Below are 16,579 nucleotides of genomic sequence, written 5' to 3' on the forward strand. Positions count from 1 at the left end.
GGGAGAAGACGATGAGCAAGAAAGATCTCGGCCTGTTGATCCTGATCCTGGTGGTCGGGGCCATCGTTGCGATCATCAATCCGCGCTTCCTGCTGCCGATCAACCTCGCCAACACCTCGAACCTGATCGGCCTGTTCGGCATCCTGTCGATCGGCCAGGCCTTCGTCATCATCACCGGCGGCATCGAACTGTCGGTCGGCTCTGTGGTTGCGCTGCTGGGAACGTTGTTCATCGACTTCATCGCCGTGCGCGAACTCGACTGGCCGCTGGCCTTCGTGCTGATCATCGCGCTGGGCGCCATCATCGGCCTGGTGCATGGCTGGCTGATCACGCGGCTGAAACTGCAGCCCTTCGTGGTGACCTTGTGCGGCCTGCTGATCTATCGCGGCGTGGCGCGCTTCTACACCGCCGACGGCACCGCAGGCTTCGCCTTCGGCCAGAATTTTCCCGAGCTCGAATTCCTGACGGCGGGCCGGTCCTATGGCGTGCCGAACAGTTTCATCGCGCTGATCGTCATCGCCATCGTCATGTGGGTGGTGCTGCACCGGTCGGTGTTCGGCCGCTATCTCTACGCCATCGGCAAGAATGAGGAGGCGGCGAAATATTCCGGCATCCGCACCGGCCGTATCGTCATGGCCGCCTATGTCATCTGCGGCGTGCTGACGGCGCTGTCGGCGATCTATTTCGCCATGTACACGCGCTCGATTTCACCGGCCAGCCACGGCCAGTTCTATGAACTCTACGCCATTGCCGCCGCCGTGCTCGGCGGCTTTTCGCTGCGCGGCGGCGAGGGCTCGCTGATCGGCGTTATCCTCGGCACCGTGCTGCTGCAGGAGCTGCAGAACCTCGTCAATCTGCTCGGCATCCCGTCCTCCCTCAACTTCGCGGTGATGGGCGGCGTCATCCTCATTGGCGTGCTGGTCGATCAGCAATGGGGCGTGTTCCGGGCTCGGCGTCTGATGATCGATGCAGCCCGCAAGAACGTCGCCGGTGCCCCAGCGGAATAACGACCTGCTCCGGCGCAATTGCTTGTCCGCGCCTGGAGAATATTATAATAGCATAACCCGAACTAGTTCGGGGGCGGACGGAACATGCGCTGCGATTTGCGAGGCAAGGTAGCGCTGGTCACCGGGGCCGCGGGCACCATCGGCAGTTCCATTGCCACGCGCCTCTCCGACAATGGTGCCGCGGTCGTCGTCGCCGACATCAACGGCGAGGGCGCAATCCAGGTGGCGGCCGGCTTGACCGATGCCATGGCCTGCGCCACGGACATCCGTGACGCCGCCTCGGTCGACAGCGCCATCGCCGCGATCATGCAGCGCTATGGCCGCCTCGACATCCTGATCAACAATGCCGGCGTCAACACGCTGGCCCACCGCGTGACCTTGGACGAATTCCCGGCCGAGGAATGGGACCGCATCACCGGCATCGATCTCGACGGCCTCTACATTATGAGCCGCGCGGCACTGAAGCCCATGCTCGCCGCCGGCAAAGGCGGGCGCATCGTCAACATCGCCTCGGTCGTCGGCCTTGCCGCCATGCGCCTGCAAAGCCCGTTCGTCGCCGCCAAGGCCGGCATCATCCATCTGACACGGTCGATGGCGATTGAACTTGGCGCCCTGGGCATCTTGACCAACGCCGTCGCCCCGGGTTCGGTGATGACGGCGCTGACCGCCAAGCTGTTTTACGGCGACGACGGCAAGTTCGCCGGCCGCACGCAGGAGTTTTTGGCCCATGTGCCGCTCGGCAGGCCTGCCGAGCCCCGGGAGATCGCCGAGGCGGTGCTGTTCCTGGCCTCGCCGGCCGCCAGCTACGTCAACGGCCAGGTGCTGGCCGTCGATGGCGGCTGGACGGCGGGATACATGATGTGAGCGACGCGATGGAAATCGATCTTAACGGCGCCACGGTGGCTCTCGATGGCGAGACCAACCCGATCGTCGACGCTGTGCTCGCCGCGCTGCGTGCCAATGGCAGTACATTTGTCGAAGCAGCTGAAGTCGCCGACATCCTGCTGATGTCCAATCCGCTGCGCCCGGGAACGACGGTGCAGGATCCCCGCCACGAGTATTCCGATGCGCGCAGGGCGGCCCTGGCCATGGCCGAGCGCGGCGGCGGGCGCATCGTCTTCCTGATCTCGGCCACCGCCGGCATGCCGATGCGCCGCCATCCCCGCTTTTCCATGGAGAACGCCGCGATTCTGGCCGGCATGCGCACGCTGGCCATGGAGTTCGGGCCAAGGGTGCTGGTCAATGCCGTCGGCTTCGGCGCGGTCGAGGACGAAACCATGGTATCAGGCGACAAGGCGATGCTCAGCCACACGCCAGTCGGCCGCGCCGGCTGCATCGAGGAAGCGGTTGCGGCCGTGCTGTTCTTCTGCGATCCGCTCAACACTTACACGACGGGCCAGATGCTCAGCGTCGACGGTGGATGGACGGCAGGCTATGGGCGTAATTTCTGAACCGTTGATGCCCGGCATCCCCGCCGGGTCCGTCGCTGGAAACCGTCCGCCACACCAGCTATGAATGGACGTTTACGGCGTGATCCGCGCGACATTGCCTTGCGGGATCGCGCTTTCTTGGAGCATGGTGATGACCGACAGACCGCCGGCGGGCGAGAAGAAGCGGCAGCGCCTTGGCGTCCGCGAGATCGCCAAGCGTGTCGGCGTCGCGCCGATGACGGTGTCGCGCGCGCTGTCCAATCCCGACATGGTCTCGCCGGAGACGCGCGCCAAGGTGCTCGAGGCCATCGAGCAGGCCGGCTTCGTACCCAACCGGCTGGCCTCCAGCATGCGCGGCAACGGCCGCATGATCGGCACGGTGGTGCCGCCGCTGATCAATTCGGGCATTGCCGAACAGGTGCAAGGCATGTCCGACGAATGCCACGAGAGCGGCTATTCGATGCTTCTGGTGCAAGGCGAGTTCACGCAGGAGGCCGAGGAGAAATCGATCCGCAACCTGCTCGGCTGGCGCCCGGTCGGCATGATCCTGCAGAGCTTCGTGCAAAGTGAGACGGCACGGGCGCTTCTGAAGAGCAGCGGCGCGCCGGTGGTCGAAATATCGGAAATCAAGGGCCGCAAGCCGATCGACATGGTGGTCGGCGTCTCCAACTTCGAGACCGCCTACGCCATGACCATGCATCTCGCCGCCAAGGGCTACCAGCGCATCGGCTTCGTCTCGACGCCGATCCACGGCAATGACCGCCTGCAGCAGCGCCGCACCGGCTATCATGCGGCACTCACCGAACTCGGCATCAAGAACCATGCCGACATGGAGGTCGAAGTGCCGATCACCGCGCAAGGCGGCGCCGAGGCGCTGGTGACGCTGACCTCCCGGCATAGGGATATCGATGCCATATTCTTTTCCAGCGACACGCTGGCCGTCGGTGCCGTGCAGGAGTGCCACCGCCGGCGCTGGGCGGTGCCGGGCAGGATCGCCATCGCCGGCTATGGCGATATGGATCTGGCAGCCCAACTCTATCCGCCCCTGACAACGGTCAAGGTCAACCGCTACGAGATGGGGCGGCGCGCCGTGCGGCAATTGCTGGCAAGGCTCGGCGGCGACACCAAGGTGCCGACCATCACCAGCCTCGGCTTCGAGATCGTCGACCGCGAAAGCGCGTGATCAGGACGTCTTCTTCCCTGCTTCTTCTCGTCGACCCAGCCGCTTCTCCCAACCTTCCGCATGGACGTTGAGATAGGCGTTGGGATCGTAAGGGTGGTCCTTGAGCGCCTCGATGTTGAGATCGATGCCGAGCCCCGGCGCGTCAGGCAGCGACAGATGGCCGTTCTTCGCATCGACCGTTGGATGCCAGGTCACCAGCTCGCGCGTCCACGGGTCGTTGAAGGCGTCGAAATGTTCCTGGATGAGGAAGTTCGGCACCGCCGCGGCCAGCTGCAGGCACACCGCCGTCGCCACCGGTCCGCCACTCTGGTGCGGCGCGATATGGCTGCCATGCGCGAACGCCAGATTGGCCACCTGCATCGACGGCGCGATGCCGCCGAGCGACATCGGTTCGGGCTGGAAGATGTTGACGCCACCGCCGGCGGCCAGTGTGTAGAATTGACCGACGGTATCGTACATCTCACCGGTCGCAACCGGGATCGGCGAGCGGTGCGCCACTTCATGCACCGTCTCCTGCCGGTCGCGCGAGGTTGGCTCCTCCCACCAGTAGATATCGAGATCGGCGAACTTTTGGGCCGCCTGCAGTGCCGCGATCTCGGTGAAGCGGGCATGCACGTCGATCAGGATCCGCGTGTCCTTGGGCAGGCGATCCCGCAGCGTCCGACAGATGGCGTAGGAAAGCTCCAAGTCCTCGCGCGACATGAAACCTTGCGCGGTGCCGAACGGGTCAAGCTTGAACGCCTTGAAGCCTTTGGCCAGCACCGCTTTGGCGGCTTCGAGAAAGGCCTCCGGCGTGCGCTCGGTGCGATACCAGCCATTGGCGTAGCCGAGCACGCTGTCGCGTACCTGGCCGCCGAGCAACTGGTGGATTGGCACGCCGAGGCTCTTGCCCAGAATGTCCCAGCAGGCGACCTCGATCGCCGCGATCACCGTGCGGTGGATATGGCCGCCGTCGAGCGACACACTGTCCAGCATGCGCTTGGCCAGCGCATTGATGCGGCGCGGATCCTGGCCGATGGCAAGATGCTTGAGCTCATGCACGCCGGCTTCCGTGGTCTTGATGAAGCCGTTCAGCGTGCCTTCGCCGATGCCATGGATGCCGCTGTCGCTGTGGACCTTGACGAACAGCCAGTTCTTCCAGCCGGCGCCGACGGCGAAGGTCTCGATTTCGATGATCTTCATGCGGAACCCTAACTCAGTGCGGCGATCGTCGCGATGACGGCCTCGGTGGTCAGGCCATACTTCGCTTGCAAGGTCGGCACCGCACCGCATTCGATGTAGCGGTCGGGCAGGCCGATGCGCGTTACCTTCTTCGCAATGCCGGCATCGAACAAGGTCTCGACGACCAGGCTCGCCAAGCCGCCAACCACGACATGGTTCTCAACCGTGACGATATGGCTGAAGCCGGCTGCGAACGCGGCCACGGCTTCGGCGTCGAACGGTTTTATGGTCGGCACGTGCAATAGACCGGCGGAGATGCCTTTTTGCGCAACGCGTCCGCCGCGTCCAGCGCCCGCTCGGTCATGAAGCCGGTCGCGATGATACCGACATCGGAACCGTTACGAAGCTGCCGCGCCTTGCCGATCTCGAAACGATAGCCGGCTTCAAATACCACAGGCACGGAACCGCGCAGCAGCCGCATATAGACCGGTCCGCGATACGCGGCGATCGCCTCGGTGGCCGCCTCGATCTCCGTCGCGTCGCAAGGGTCGATGATGGTCAGGTCGGGGATCATGCGCATCAGCGCCAGATCCTCGATCGCCTGGTGCGTGCCGCCATAGCCGGTCGTCAGCCCCGGCAGGCCGGCGACGATCTTGACGTCGAGGTTGGAGTGGGCAAGCGCGATGGCGACGAAATCATAGGCCCGCCGCGTCGCGAACACGCCATAGGTGGTGGCGAACGGCACCTTGCCGGTGCGCGCCAGCCCGGCGGCGACGGCGACCAGATTTTGCTCGGCCATGCCGACATTGAAGAAGCGGTCCGGGAAAGCGTCGCCGAACGGCAAGATGTCGGTGTATTTGCCGAGATCGGCGGTCAGCCCGACAATGTCGGGACGGCTCTGGCCAAGCCGCGCCAAAGCCTTGCCGAACGGCGCCTCCACGCTTTGCCGTCCGCCGCCAACGGCTTCGTCCTGGCCCATGGCCAGCGTGCGTCCGGCCTCCATCGCAGCGCCGCTCATTGGGCTGCTCCTGTACTCTGTTCGAACTCGGCGATGATGCCGTCCCATTGCGCCACGTCGATGCGGAAGAAGTGCGATTTCTCAGAGGTTTCGATGCGCGGCACGCCTTTGCCGGGCAGTGTGCGCAGCATGATCGCTTTCGGCTTGCCGTTGCCTTCGCGCGCATCGGCCAGCGCACCGACCACCGCCTTCATGTCGTTGCCGTCGATCTCCGATGTTTGCCAGCCGAAGGCGCGCCACTTGTCGGCCACCGGCTCCATGTCGAGCACCATGGGCCCATCGGCCTGGATGCCGTTGCAGTCGATCAGCGCCACCAGCCCGTCGAGCCTGAAATGACTGGCCGACATCGCCGCCTCCCAGGTAGAGCCTTCCTGCATTTCGCCATCGGACAGTTCGACGAAAACGCGCGCATCGGATTTGTCGATACGCAGGCCCAGCGCCTGGCCGACGCCTTGCCCCAGGCCATGGCCCAGCGAACCGCCGATGACCTCGACGCCGGGCGTGGTGTCGAGCGTCGACATTTCCAGCCGGCTGTTATCCGCGCCGTAGGTGGCAAGTTCCTCGACCGGGATGATGCCGGCTTCCGCCAGTGCTGCCCAGAGCGCGATCGAATAGTGCCCGGTCGAGAGCAGGAAGCGGTCGCGGTCGGGCCAATCCGGATTGTGCGGGTCGTAGCGCAGTTCGTGGAAGTACAATGCTGCCAGCGCATCGGCGATGCCGAGGCCCTGGCCGATATAGCCCTGGCCCTGACCGCGCGCCATGGTCAGCATGTGCCGGCGCAATTGCGTTGCCTTGCGTTCGAGCGCGCCGATATCGGCGGTGCCGGGAGGGGAATTTCGCAGCATATGATCAGTCCTTGTCGAGCCCACCCGACATGTTGAGCCGCTCGGCGGTCATGTATTGGGGCGAATCGAGACAGAGCCAGACGACGGCCTCGGCCACCTCGGAAATCTCGGCGCGGCGGCCGAGCGGGATGCGGCGGGTGCGCTCGTCGAGGAAGGCCTGCAGATCGTTGCGGCCATTGGCGCGGGCGAGATCGACCTCGGTCGAACGCTGCATTTCGGTGTCCATCATGCCGGGCGCCAGGCTGTTGACCAGCACGCCATAGGGCGCCAGCGCCACGGCGGCGGCGCGGGTGATGGAATCGACGCCGGCCTTGCTTGCCGTGTAGGCGGTGTAATCGGGCAGCGCCATGCGCGAGCCCGGTGAGGTGATGTTGATGATGCGCCCCGAACGCTGCTCGCGCATCACCCGTCCCGCCGCCTTGCAGGCCATGGCAAGCGCGGTGACATTGAGCGCCAGCGTGCGCGTCCAGGCCTTGTAGGTGGCGTCGAGGAACGGCTCGATCACGCCATAGCCGGCATTGTTGACGAGGATGTCGATGCCGCCCCAGCGCGTGATCACGCTTTCCACCGCCGCCTCCGGCGCGCCCTCCAGCGTGAAATCGCCTGTTATGATTTCGGTTTCCGCACCGGTTTCCTTGATCTGTCGGGCAGTGTCGGCCAGCCCCTCGCCATTGATGTCGGTGATCGCGACGGCACAGCCGCGCCGGGCCAGCTGGATCGCCACCTCGCGGCCGAGGCCGCCGGCGGCACCGGTGACCAGGGCTCGCCTTGGCGTTGTATTTTGATTTTCGGCAGGCAAGCGAGCACCCTCCCGGTGGCCATCTTGACGGGATTGATACCGGTACCATAAATGGCTGTCAACGCCGATGTGCTATTGTCCTGTCGACCGCACGGTCCGCCGCAATGGGGAGAAAAAGATGAAAGTCGTCGCGCTCGAAACGCTGCAGCTGGCGGAATTCCCCTTCCTGTTCTGGCTGCGCGTCCACACCGATGCCGGCCTCATCGGCACCGGCGAAACGTTCTGGGCGCCGGGGCCGGTTGCCGCCTACATCCACGACAATGTCGCCGCCTATCTCCTGGGCAAGGATCCGCGCGACATCGAGTTGCATGATCGCACGCTGGGCAGTGTCTATGTCGGCGCCCGCGATTCCGGTGCCGAGGTGCGCGGCAATTCCGCCGTCAACATCGCGTTGTGGGATATCTATGGCCAGGCGCTTGGCGAGCCGGTCTGGCGGCTGCTCGGCGGACGCACGCACAAGGCCGTGCCGATCTACAACACGTGCGCCGGCTACAAACATGTCCGTGCGACACAAAAGAACGCGCTGTTCGAGCGCGGCGAGGACTGGTCGCTCAAGGCTGGCGATTCCAACGAGGGTCCGTATGAGGACCTGCTCGCCTGGCGCTACAATGCCGGCGATCTCGCCAGGAGCCTGAAATCAGAAGGCATGGGCGCAATGAAGATCTGGCCGTTCGACATTGCCGCCGAGGCGTCGAACGGCACCCGTATCTCACTTGCCGATCTCGACAAGGCGCTGGAGCCGTTCCAGAAAATCCGCGACGCTGTCGGCCGCGACATGGAAATCATGGTCGAGCTGCATGGGCTGTGGACCTTGCCGCCGGTGCTGCGCATCGCCGATGCGTTGAAAGCCTACGACGTCGCCTGGCTGGAGGAGCCGATCCGCTACAATGAGCTCGACGCCATGGCCGAGCTGGCCCGCCACACCTCGATCCCGATCGCGGCCAGCGAGCGGCTCGCCTCGCGGCAGATGTTCAAGCAGTTGATCGACAAGCGCGCGGCCAGCGTGATCATGATCGACCTCGCCTGGTGCGGCGGCCTCTCCGAGGCGCGCAAGATCGCCAACATGGCCGAGGCCAGTGAACTGCCGGTCACTCTGCATGACTGCACCGGGCCGATCGTCTATGCCGCCAGCTGCGCGCTGTCGACCACCTTGCCGAACGTCAACTACCAGGAAGCGGTGCGCGCCTATTTCACCGGCTGGTACACCGAGATCGTCGCCGACATTCCGCCGGTCAAGGATGGCCATGTCGCACCGCTCGAAGGTCCAGGATTGGGTCTCAGCCTGCGGCCGGAGCTGTTCCAGCGGCCCGACGCGACCGTGCGGATCACTAAAATCTAGCCTCGCGCGCGGCTCCGTTCGGAGCCGATAGACATTATGCTATTATAATCTATGATACGCCGAAGCGAGCGGCCAACAAGCTCGCCGCCGGCGCTTTGCCGCCCGGTGTCGGACGCATTCAGGGAGGCTTTGGTGGCAATGTCTGCGGCGCGCACACGCGACGATTTCAAGGGCGCTCCAAACCTGCCCGACAAGCAGGTTCTGCTCGACCTGTTCGAGCGCATGGTGCTGTTGCGCCGCTTCGAAAGCATCGCCCAGATCGCCTGTCGCAAGGGCGAAACACCAGGCTTCCTGCATCTCTATATCGGCGAGGAGGCGACCGGCGTCGGCGTCTGCGCGCATCTCAGGCCAACCGACTGGGTCACCTCGACCCATCGCGGCCACGGCCATGCTTTGGCCAAGGGTGCCAATCCCGGCCGGGTGATGGCCGAACTGTTCGGCAAGGTTGACGGCATTTGCGGCGGCCGTGGCGGCACCATGCATCTCTACGACCGCTCGGTCGGTCTGTTCGGCACCAACGGCATCGTCGCCGCCGGCATCGGCCATGCCGTCGGCATCGGCATGAGCGCCCGCCAGCAGGGCCGCGACGATATCGGCGTCGCCTTCTTCGGCGACGGCGCCGCCAACCATGGCGGCTTCCATGAGGCGCTCAACTTCGCCGCCGTGCAGCGGGCGCCGGCGGTGTTCATCTGCGAGAACAACCTCTACGCCACCGCTACGCCGCTCAAGTCCATCACGCTGAACCCGGAGATCGCCACCAAGGCTGCGTCCTACGGCATGCCCGGGGTCGCGGTGGACGGCAACGATGTCTTCGCCGTCTGGCTGGCGATGAAGGAAGCCACCGAACGTGCCCGTTCCGGCAAGGGTCCGACGCTAATCGAGGCCAAGACCTACCGCACCGTCGGCCACCACGAAGGCGATCCGGTCATCGGCACCTACCGGACGCAGGAGGAGCTCGACGCCTGGATCAAGCGCGATCCCATCGACATGTTCCGCAAGAAACTGATCGAGGAGTACGGCATCGCCGACGCCGAGGCGCTGGCGGCGATAGAGGCGCGGATCGAGAAGGTGGTCGAGGAGGCGCTGGCCTTCGCCCGCAATTCGCCCGAGCCCGAGCCGGCGACGGTGCGCCTGCATGTCTTCGCCGATCCAATCAATCCGCCGGCCGCGTTGCAGCCGCGCGCCATCGGCGAGACGCGCACGCAAGGCTGGCTCGAGGCGGTGCGCGACGGCATCGCCGAGGAGATGCGCGCCAATCCGGCGATCCTCTATTTCGGCGAGGGTACCGGCGAGCGCGGCGGCAGTTTCGCGCACACCAAAAACCTCTGGCAGGAATTCGGCGCCGCGCGCATGGTCGACACGCCGATCTCCGAACAGGGCTTTACCGCCGCCGCCGTTGGCGCCTCGGCCACGGGTGCGCGCACCGTTTCGGACCTGATGTTCGCCGACTTTGCCTTCGAGACCGCCGGCCAGATTTTCCTGCAGGCGGCCAAGCTGCGCTACATGACCAGCGGCCTGATGAGCGCGCCGATGGTGGTGCGTGTCGGCGCCGGCGCGTTGCGCAGCTCCGGCCCGCATCACAGCGGCATCTATCATCCGGTCTTTGCCCATATGCCGGGCCTCATCGTCTGCGTGCCGTCGACCCCGGCCGACGCCAAGGGCCTGATGAAGACCGCGCTCAGGGCCGGCGACCCCGTCATCATGCTGGAACCAAAGGCACTGTTCGCGTCCAAGGGCGAAGTGCCGGTCGGCGAGCATTTCGTCCCGTTCGGCGTGGCGCGCATTGCGCGAGCCGGCACCGCCATCACCATCGTTGCCGCCGGTCAGATGGTGCAGCGTGCGCTGGAGGCTGCGGAAGCGCTCGCCGCCGAAGGCATCGAGGCGGAAGTGATCGATCCGCGTACCATCATGCCGCTCGACATCGACACCATCGTCGCCAGCGTCAGGAAAACCCATCGCTTGCTCGTCGTCGACGAAGCCTGGGCAATGTGCGGTCTGGGTGGCGAGATCGCCCAGGCCATCAACGAACTCGCCTTCGACGAACTCGATGCGCCGCCCGGACGACTGCACACCGCGCCGACCTCGCATCCCTTCGCGCCAGTGCTGGAGCGCGCCATGCTGGTCAACAGCGCGCGCATCGCCCAAGGCGTGCGCGACGTCATCGCAGGCCAGCCGCCGGTGCCGGACCATTGGTATACGGTTGGTCTGAAGAGTGCTGCGCCGGCTAAAGCTGCGCCTGTTCCAGCCAAAGCGGTGCCGGCCGCACCGACCCAGGCGCCCCCTGCCGGCGACGACGAGCCGATCACGATGCCCTTCGGCGATCTCACCGTCAGCGAAGGCACGGTCGTCAAATGGCTGAAGGCGATCGGCGATCCGGTCAAGCAGGGCGAGCTGATCGCCGAGATCGAGACCGACAAGGCCGTGGTCGAGATCGAGGCGCCGGTCAGCGGGACACTCAGCGCCATCGATCAGCCGGTCGGCGCTGTGGTGCCGATGGGCGGCCGCATCGGCGGCATCAAGAAATAGACCATGATCCCGAAAAGTGGAATCCGGTTTTCGGACGAGATCATGGTCAACCAATAAGACCGTTACACGTGAAATCCAAAGGACTGGCATGAAGATCCTGTGCGCCAACTGGCAAGCCGCCGACGAGGCCGAACTCGAGCGACAGCATTATCCCGACATCGAATTCATCCTCGCCCGCTCGACCAACGACAGGGCCGCGGCACTCGATCCGGCCATCTGCGAGACCGTCGATGCCGTCATCAACTATTCGCCCACCCACAATGTCGCGGCCGCTCCGACTGCGTTCCCCAAGGCGCGGATCGCGGTGCGCTCCGGCGTCGGCTTCGACAACATCGATACGGCAGGCTGGGGCGCGCGCAAGATACCGGCCTGCAACGTGCCCGACTATGGCACCACCGAGGTCGCCGATCATGCCATCGGCCTGATGCTGGCATTGACGCGCGGCACCTCGGCCTATGGCGCGGAGCTTTCGGGCCATGGCGCCGAAGGCTGGCATTTTTCGAAAGCGCCGTTGGTGCGCAGGCACAAGGGCGCCATTTTCGGGATTGTCGGGCTCGGCCGCATCGGGCTGGCCACCGCGCGCCGAGCCGCTGCCTTCGACATGAAGGTGGTGTTCTATGATCCGCATCTTCTGTCCGGCGTTGATCTATCGACCGGCTATGAGCGTGTCCATTCGCTGGATGAATTGATGGGGCGGGCGGATGTCGTCAGCGTCCACACACCGCTGAGCGAGGAAACCCGCAAGCTGCTCGGCGCCGCCGCCTTCGCTGCCGCCAAGCCAGGCCTTGTTCTGATCAACACCGCGCGCGGCCCGATCGTCGACCTCGATGCGCTCGAAGTGGCGATGCGCGAAGGCACGGTCGCCGGCGCCGGATTGGACGTGCTGCCGAACGAACCCGGCGATCTCGATCATGCGCTGCTGGCGGCATGGCGCCGCCACGAGTCGTGGATCGCCAATCGCCTGATCGTCACCCCGCACGCCGCCTTCTACAGCCCGGCATCGATGCGCGACCTCAGGCTGAAATCAATCGAGGTGGTGCATGCCTATCTCGTCGAGGGACGGCTGACGAACTGCGTCAATTCCGAGTTCCTAAAATGAACATGGCGCAGACACCGCGGCTCGCAGTTTCGCCCTATGCGCGTCGCCTGGCGCGCGAGCGGAGCCTGCCGCTCGAGGCACTTCGCGGCAGCGGCCCTGGCGGGCGTATCCTGGCTGCCGATGTACAGGCCTTCGTTCCGGCTGCCGCGCCGATTGTTTCGCCTGATGCAGTCGCCCTCGTAGCCACGCTTTCCCCGGCCGCGCCCCGGATCGCCGCCTTTGCCACGTCTGTCGCCCTCGGTGCGCTGCAAGACCTGCTGGCGGCGCTCGAGAGTTCGGGACATGTGTTCGCTGTCGACGACGTGCTGCTGCGCGCTGCCGGTCGAGCATTTGCCGAGATGCCGGAGGCAGCCAGGTTCGGTGGCACTTCCGTGGCGCTGGAACTGGCGGGCCGGCAAGCCGTGTTCACGGTGGTTCCCGAAATGTCCCTGACATCGGTGCGAGCGATGCGGCTTGCGGCGTGGGCCGACAGCCGTGATGATACGGAAACCCCAGCGGTGCTGTCCCTGCGGCTGCTGCCGGCGAGCGACATCCGGCCGATGATGATGCCGCTTCTACCGCGGCGTGCCATGCGCCTGACCGTTTCGCTCGACACGCCAGGCGACCATGCCGAATGCCTGCTGACGGTGGATGCGGCAAGCGTTGATGAGGCCGCCGCTGCCGGGTGGCTGGCGACCCTGAAATCGGCGATCGAACAGCCGCTTCGGCTCTTCGTCTGAGACGGTTGATCGTCTACACCCTTGCCTAGCCTCTTGCGCAGTAAGCTATTATAAAAGCTTCGACACAGGCGTGACGAGGCCCATGGACCATCCCACCATAGACAGTCTTCCCAAGCGCACACTTGGCCGCGCCAACGGCCCGCTTTACCGCCAGCTCGCCGACATTCTGCGCGAGCCGATTGGCAATGGCACCTTCCCTGTCGGCGGCGAACTGCCGAAGGAAGCGACCATCGCCGAGCATTTCGGCGTCAGCCTGATCACCGTGCGCCAGGCGCTGCGTGATCTTGAGGCCGACGGCCTGATCCGCAAACGTTCGGCCAAGCCGGCCGTGGTCGCGGCGCGCAGCCCCTCGGTCAATCTGAGCTGGAAGTTCAAGAACTTCGCCGACATGGCGGCCTTCACCAAGGACGCTGAGCTGACGGTCAAATCCTACCGCAAGGAGGTTTCGCCCGTGCTCCAGCGCCATTTCGGCATGGGCAAGGACGAGGCGGGCTATTGCCTGCGCGGTATCCTGTCGGTGGGCGAGCAGAAGAAGGCTCAGATCACAAGCTACTTCCCGCCTTCTGTCGGAGCCAGGCTGAAGCGAGACGACTTTTCCGACGTGCTGATCTTTCGTTCGGTGCAACGGCATCTCGGCCTGCGGCTCGACGTGGCGCATATCACGGTGCGTGCCGAGATCGCCGACGAGGCCATCGCCGAAGACCTCGGCATCGCGCTTGGCAGTGCGGTCCTGAGTGTGGAGATGCTCTATCAGTCGGCCGACCAGCAGAGCATCGAGTTCACCATCGCGCGTCATCCGGCCGACCTCTTCAGCATCAGCTACGACGCGCCGAACGACTTGGCCTGAACCCGGTCGTCGGCGTTGGCGTCCGCCGTTTTCCGGGTCTCGGCCATGGACAGCCTTATAAAATTATAATAGCATCATAGCTAGGATGAAGGCTGCGCGGAGGACCACGATCCAACGTGGATGCGAAGCCTCATCCGACGCTGAGCATTTGCCTGGTGCATGTCACCCAGGATGCGCTGCGGCTCCGGGGCATGCACGGGAACAAGGTCTGTCGATAGGGGGTGTGCCTGGAAGGCACCTGAAGGGCGGCGGCGTTCGCGCGGCCGACACCAAACACGGGAGGAGGAAATCATGAGAGCAGGCGCATTTTTCGCCGGGCTTGCGGTGGTCGCGGCGGCTTGGCTGTCGATCGATGCCGTGCCGGCCAACGCACGGGACAAGAAGCCCTATACCATCTATCTCTCAAACAATTTCGTCGGCAATGATTGGCGCCAGCAGATGCTGCGCAGCGCCGACATCGCGGTCAAGAAGCCGCCGCTTGCCGGTCGCGTCGACCTCAAGGTCGAGGTGGTCGAGACCACGGTCCAGGCGCAGATCAATTCCCTCAACAACATCATTCGCAACAGGCCCGACGCCATCGTCATCGACGCGGGCTCCGGCGAAGCCCTCAACCCGACGATTCAGAAGGCTTGCGATGCCGGCATTTTGATCATCGCCTTCGATCAGATCGTCAGCGCGCCCTGCGCCTACACGATGGAGTCCGACTGGGGCCGGGCGCCCCGCGTCGAGGCCGAGTGGCTGGTCAAGAAGCTCGGCGGCAAGGGCAAGATCCTCGTCGACCGCGGGCTTGCCGGCGCGCCGATCTCCTCCCAGCTGCAGGGTGGTTTCGAGGAAGTCATCAAGAAATATCCCGGCATTGAAGTGGTCGGCTATTTCAACGGCGACTATGCGCTGGGGCCGGAACAGGCCGGCGTCGCCAGCCTGCTGGCGGCGCACCCGCAAGTCGACGCCATCTTCGTCCAGGGCTACGGCGCTGGAGCGATCAAGGCGCTGCAGGACGCCGGGCGTCCGATCGTTCCCATCACCGGCAGTCCTTTCAACCTGACGACAACGAGCTGCGTTCAGACCCAGGGCGCCCAGTGCATCCTTGCACCCAACCCTGCCTATCTATCGGCCGAGGCCTTGAAACTCGCGGTGGAGATCCTCGACGGAAAGAAGCCGGCGGAGAAGAAGATATTGCTGCGCAATGCCTTCCTCACCACCGATCCGGTCCCGTCGGAATTGTATCCCGATGCGACCATGCAGAAGATCGAGGTCGGCAAGAATGCCTTTCCGGAGATGGCACCGGGCCTGTTTCTTCCGGTTAGCCCGGATTGGGTCGAAATCACCCCGGCCGAGGCCGCCGGCTCGAAATGACGATGTCTGCCGGCGGCGGCGAAAGGGTCGCTCCAGGCCTTTCCAATGCGCCTCGGCTCAAATTGACAAGGCCTATTGGTACCGGTATCATTCACACGCAACGCCCACCAAGATGGCGAAGTCCGTCACCGGCCGATGCAGGAAACACCAAGGAGGAGAGATCATGAAACTGAAGACAGTTTGCGCCGGATTGGCAGCGCTTGCCATCTCCGCAATCGCCGTCGGCACAGCGCCGAGCCGCGCCGAGGACAAGAAGCCCTACACCATCTATCTCTCGAACAATTTCGTCGGCAACGACTGGCGCCAGCAGATGGAGCGTGTCGCCACCGTCTCGGTCAACAAAGGGCCGCTGAAGGGCCGCGTCGACCTCAAGATCGAGAATGTCGAGAACACCGTCCAGGCGCAGATCAACTCGCTGAACAACATCATCCGCCAGAAGCCGGATGCCATCCTCGTCGATGCCGGCTCGGACTCGGCCTTGAACCCGACCATCAAGAAGGCCTGCGACGCCGGCATCGTCGTCATCAGCTTCGACCAGGTGGTGACCGAACCCTGCGCCTATGCCGTCGCTTCCGACTGGGACCGCATCCCTTCCGTCATGGCCGAGTGGATGGCCACGCAGCTTGGCGGCAAGGGCAACATCATCCTCGACCGCGGCCTCGCCGGTGCGCCGATCTCGGCGCAGCTGCAAGGGGGCTATGAGAAGGTTCTGGCCAAATATCCCGACATCAAGGTCGTCGGCTACTACAACGGCAACTATGCGCTCGGGCCGGAGCAGTCCGGCGTGGCGGCACTGTTGGCGGCCAATCCGAAGATCGACGGCATCATGACGCAAGGCTATGGTTCGGGCGCCATCCAGGCGCTGAAGGATGCCGGCCGGCCGATCGTCCCGGTCGTCGGCTTCTCCTACAATGTCGCCGCCGTGACCTGCGCGCAGACGCAAGGCGCCAAGTGCATCCTTGGCTCCAACCCGGCCTATCTCTCCTCGGAAGCGATCAAGCTGGCGGTCGACATTCTCGACACCGGCAAGAAGCCAGCCGAGCGTTCCGTCTCGGTCAAGGGCGATTTCGTCACCACCGACCCCTTCGAGTCCAAGCTTTATCCGGGCACCAAGATGATCAAGATCGCGATCGGCGAAAATGCCTTCCCCGATCAGGCGCCCGGCCTGACGCTGCCGATCACGCCCGACTGGGTCGAGATCACCGCTGCGGAAGCCGCCGGTACCAAGTAACATCCGGTACCACGACCCT

Annotated in this window: 14 protein-coding genes and 1 pseudogene; 11 read left to right on the forward strand and 4 right to left on the reverse strand. The window is 64.7% G+C overall.

Features of this window, described 5'->3' with window-relative positions:
* The first annotated feature begins 11 nt into the window (after positions 1 to 11).
* The 4 genes from HB778_RS16495 to HB778_RS16510 all read left to right on the forward strand — a co-directional run bounded on the left by HB778_RS16495 (position 12) and on the right by HB778_RS16510 (position 3,620).
* Positions 12 to 1,007 carry an ABC transporter permease gene (locus HB778_RS16495; protein ID WP_095203065.1) on the forward strand — a complete coding sequence of 332 codons (996 nt, stop codon included), beginning with the start codon at positions 12 to 14 and terminating at the stop codon, positions 1,005 to 1,007.
* An 84-nt stretch (positions 1,008 to 1,091) separates the two neighbouring features.
* Positions 1,092 to 1,871, forward strand: coding sequence for an SDR family NAD(P)-dependent oxidoreductase (locus HB778_RS16500; protein WP_183464782.1), 780 nt, complete (start codon positions 1,092 to 1,094; stop codon positions 1,869 to 1,871).
* Positions 1,868 to 2,458 carry an SDR family NAD(P)-dependent oxidoreductase gene (locus HB778_RS16505; RefSeq protein ID WP_244661933.1) on the forward strand — a complete coding sequence of 197 codons (591 nt, stop codon included), beginning with the start codon at positions 1,868 to 1,870 and terminating at the stop codon, positions 2,456 to 2,458. Before HB778_RS16500 ends, HB778_RS16505 begins: the two co-directional genes overlap by 4 nt.
* A gap of 130 nt (positions 2,459 to 2,588) precedes the next feature.
* Positions 2,589 to 3,620, forward strand: a complete 1,032-nt coding sequence (locus tag HB778_RS16510; protein ID WP_244661934.1) for a LacI family DNA-binding transcriptional regulator — start codon at positions 2,589 to 2,591, stop codon at positions 3,618 to 3,620.
* Here HB778_RS16510 and HB778_RS16515 read toward each other — a convergent pair whose 3' ends face one another.
* The 4 genes and pseudogenes from HB778_RS16515 to HB778_RS16530 form a co-directional block, all read right to left on the reverse strand.
* Positions 3,621 to 4,802 carry a mandelate racemase/muconate lactonizing enzyme family protein gene (locus HB778_RS16515; RefSeq protein ID WP_183464783.1) on the reverse strand — a complete coding sequence of 394 codons (1,182 nt, stop codon included), beginning with the start codon at positions 4,800 to 4,802 and terminating at the stop codon, positions 3,621 to 3,623.
* An 8-nt stretch (positions 4,803 to 4,810) separates the two neighbouring features.
* A pseudogene (locus HB778_RS16520) lies at positions 4,811 to 5,799 on the reverse strand (transketolase family protein).
* Complete coding sequence (locus HB778_RS16525) at positions 5,796 to 6,644, reverse strand: transketolase (protein ID WP_183464784.1); 849 nt, start codon at positions 6,642 to 6,644, stop codon at positions 5,796 to 5,798. The pseudogene HB778_RS16520 and the gene HB778_RS16525 overlap by 4 nt, the downstream one beginning before the upstream one ends.
* A 4-nt stretch (positions 6,645 to 6,648) precedes the next feature.
* The gene (locus HB778_RS16530) at positions 6,649 to 7,443 is read right to left on the reverse strand and encodes an SDR family NAD(P)-dependent oxidoreductase (RefSeq protein WP_183464785.1); all 795 of its coding nucleotides are present in this window, start codon (positions 7,441 to 7,443) and stop codon (positions 6,649 to 6,651) included.
* Positions 7,444 to 7,561: 118 nt separating this feature from the next.
* On the opposite strand from HB778_RS16530, the gene HB778_RS16535 reads away from it, so the two are divergent.
* From HB778_RS16535 to HB778_RS16565, 7 genes are all read left to right on the forward strand, one after another.
* On the forward strand, positions 7,562 to 8,782 hold the full coding sequence (locus tag HB778_RS16535) for a mandelate racemase/muconate lactonizing enzyme family protein (protein ID WP_183464786.1): 1,221 nt from the start codon (positions 7,562 to 7,564) through the stop codon (positions 8,780 to 8,782).
* Positions 8,783 to 8,920: 138 nt separating this feature from the next.
* On the forward strand, positions 8,921 to 11,308 hold the full coding sequence (locus HB778_RS16540) for a thiamine pyrophosphate-dependent enzyme (protein ID WP_244661937.1): 2,388 nt from the start codon (positions 8,921 to 8,923) through the stop codon (positions 11,306 to 11,308).
* A gap of 88 nt (positions 11,309 to 11,396) precedes the next feature.
* Positions 11,397 to 12,407 (forward strand): C-terminal binding protein, encoded by a 1,011-nt coding sequence (locus tag HB778_RS16545; protein WP_183464788.1) that lies wholly within the window; start codon positions 11,397 to 11,399, stop codon positions 12,405 to 12,407.
* The gene (locus tag HB778_RS16550; RefSeq protein ID WP_183464789.1) at positions 12,404 to 13,126 is read left to right on the forward strand and encodes an E3 binding domain-containing protein; all 723 of its coding nucleotides are present in this window, start codon (positions 12,404 to 12,406) and stop codon (positions 13,124 to 13,126) included. Before HB778_RS16545 ends, HB778_RS16550 begins: the two co-directional genes overlap by 4 nt.
* Positions 13,127 to 13,208: 82 nt before the next feature.
* Positions 13,209 to 13,973, forward strand: coding sequence for a GntR family transcriptional regulator (locus HB778_RS16555; RefSeq protein WP_183464790.1), 765 nt, complete (start codon positions 13,209 to 13,211; stop codon positions 13,971 to 13,973).
* Positions 13,974 to 14,264: 291 nt separating this feature from the next.
* On the forward strand, positions 14,265 to 15,329 hold the full coding sequence (locus tag HB778_RS16560; protein WP_183464791.1) for a sugar ABC transporter substrate-binding protein: 1,065 nt from the start codon (positions 14,265 to 14,267) through the stop codon (positions 15,327 to 15,329).
* Positions 15,330 to 15,492: 163 nt separating this feature from the next.
* Complete coding sequence (locus HB778_RS16565) at positions 15,493 to 16,560, forward strand: substrate-binding domain-containing protein (RefSeq protein WP_095203077.1); 1,068 nt, start codon at positions 15,493 to 15,495, stop codon at positions 16,558 to 16,560.
* The last annotated feature ends 19 nt before the right edge of the window (positions 16,561 to 16,579 follow it).

The sequence above is a fragment of the Mesorhizobium huakuii genome (genome assembly GCF_014189455.1).
GTDB lineage: Bacteria > Pseudomonadota > Alphaproteobacteria > Rhizobiales > Rhizobiaceae > Mesorhizobium > Mesorhizobium huakuii_A.

Excerpts from the sequence above, each read along its gene's own strand:
- HB778_RS16495 (WP_095203065.1), top strand. The coding sequence starts at position 12 with ATGAGCAAGAAAGATCTCGGCCTGTTGATCCTGATCCTGGTGGTCGGG.
- HB778_RS16555 (WP_183464790.1), top strand. The coding sequence starts at position 13,209 with ATGGACCATCCCACCATAGACAGTCTTCCCAAGCGCACACTTGGCCGC.
- HB778_RS16540 (WP_244661937.1), top strand. The coding sequence starts at position 8,921 with ATGTCTGCGGCGCGCACACGCGACGATTTCAAGGGCGCTCCAAACCTG.
- HB778_RS16550 (WP_183464789.1), top strand. The coding sequence starts at position 12,404 with ATGAACATGGCGCAGACACCGCGGCTCGCAGTTTCGCCCTATGCGCGT.
- HB778_RS16535 (WP_183464786.1), top strand. The coding sequence starts at position 7,562 with ATGAAAGTCGTCGCGCTCGAAACGCTGCAGCTGGCGGAATTCCCCTTC.
- HB778_RS16525 (WP_183464784.1), bottom strand. The coding sequence starts at position 6,644 with ATGCTGCGAAATTCCCCTCCCGGCACCGCCGATATCGGCGCGCTCGAA.
- HB778_RS16510 (WP_244661934.1), top strand. The coding sequence starts at position 2,589 with ATGACCGACAGACCGCCGGCGGGCGAGAAGAAGCGGCAGCGCCTTGGC.
- HB778_RS16565 (WP_095203077.1), top strand. The coding sequence starts at position 15,493 with ATGAAACTGAAGACAGTTTGCGCCGGATTGGCAGCGCTTGCCATCTCC.
- HB778_RS16500 (WP_183464782.1), top strand. The coding sequence starts at position 1,092 with ATGCGCTGCGATTTGCGAGGCAAGGTAGCGCTGGTCACCGGGGCCGCG.
- HB778_RS16560 (WP_183464791.1), top strand. The coding sequence starts at position 14,265 with ATGAGAGCAGGCGCATTTTTCGCCGGGCTTGCGGTGGTCGCGGCGGCT.
- HB778_RS16545 (WP_183464788.1), top strand. The coding sequence starts at position 11,397 with ATGAAGATCCTGTGCGCCAACTGGCAAGCCGCCGACGAGGCCGAACTC.
- HB778_RS16515 (WP_183464783.1), bottom strand. The coding sequence starts at position 4,802 with ATGAAGATCATCGAAATCGAGACCTTCGCCGTCGGCGCCGGCTGGAAG.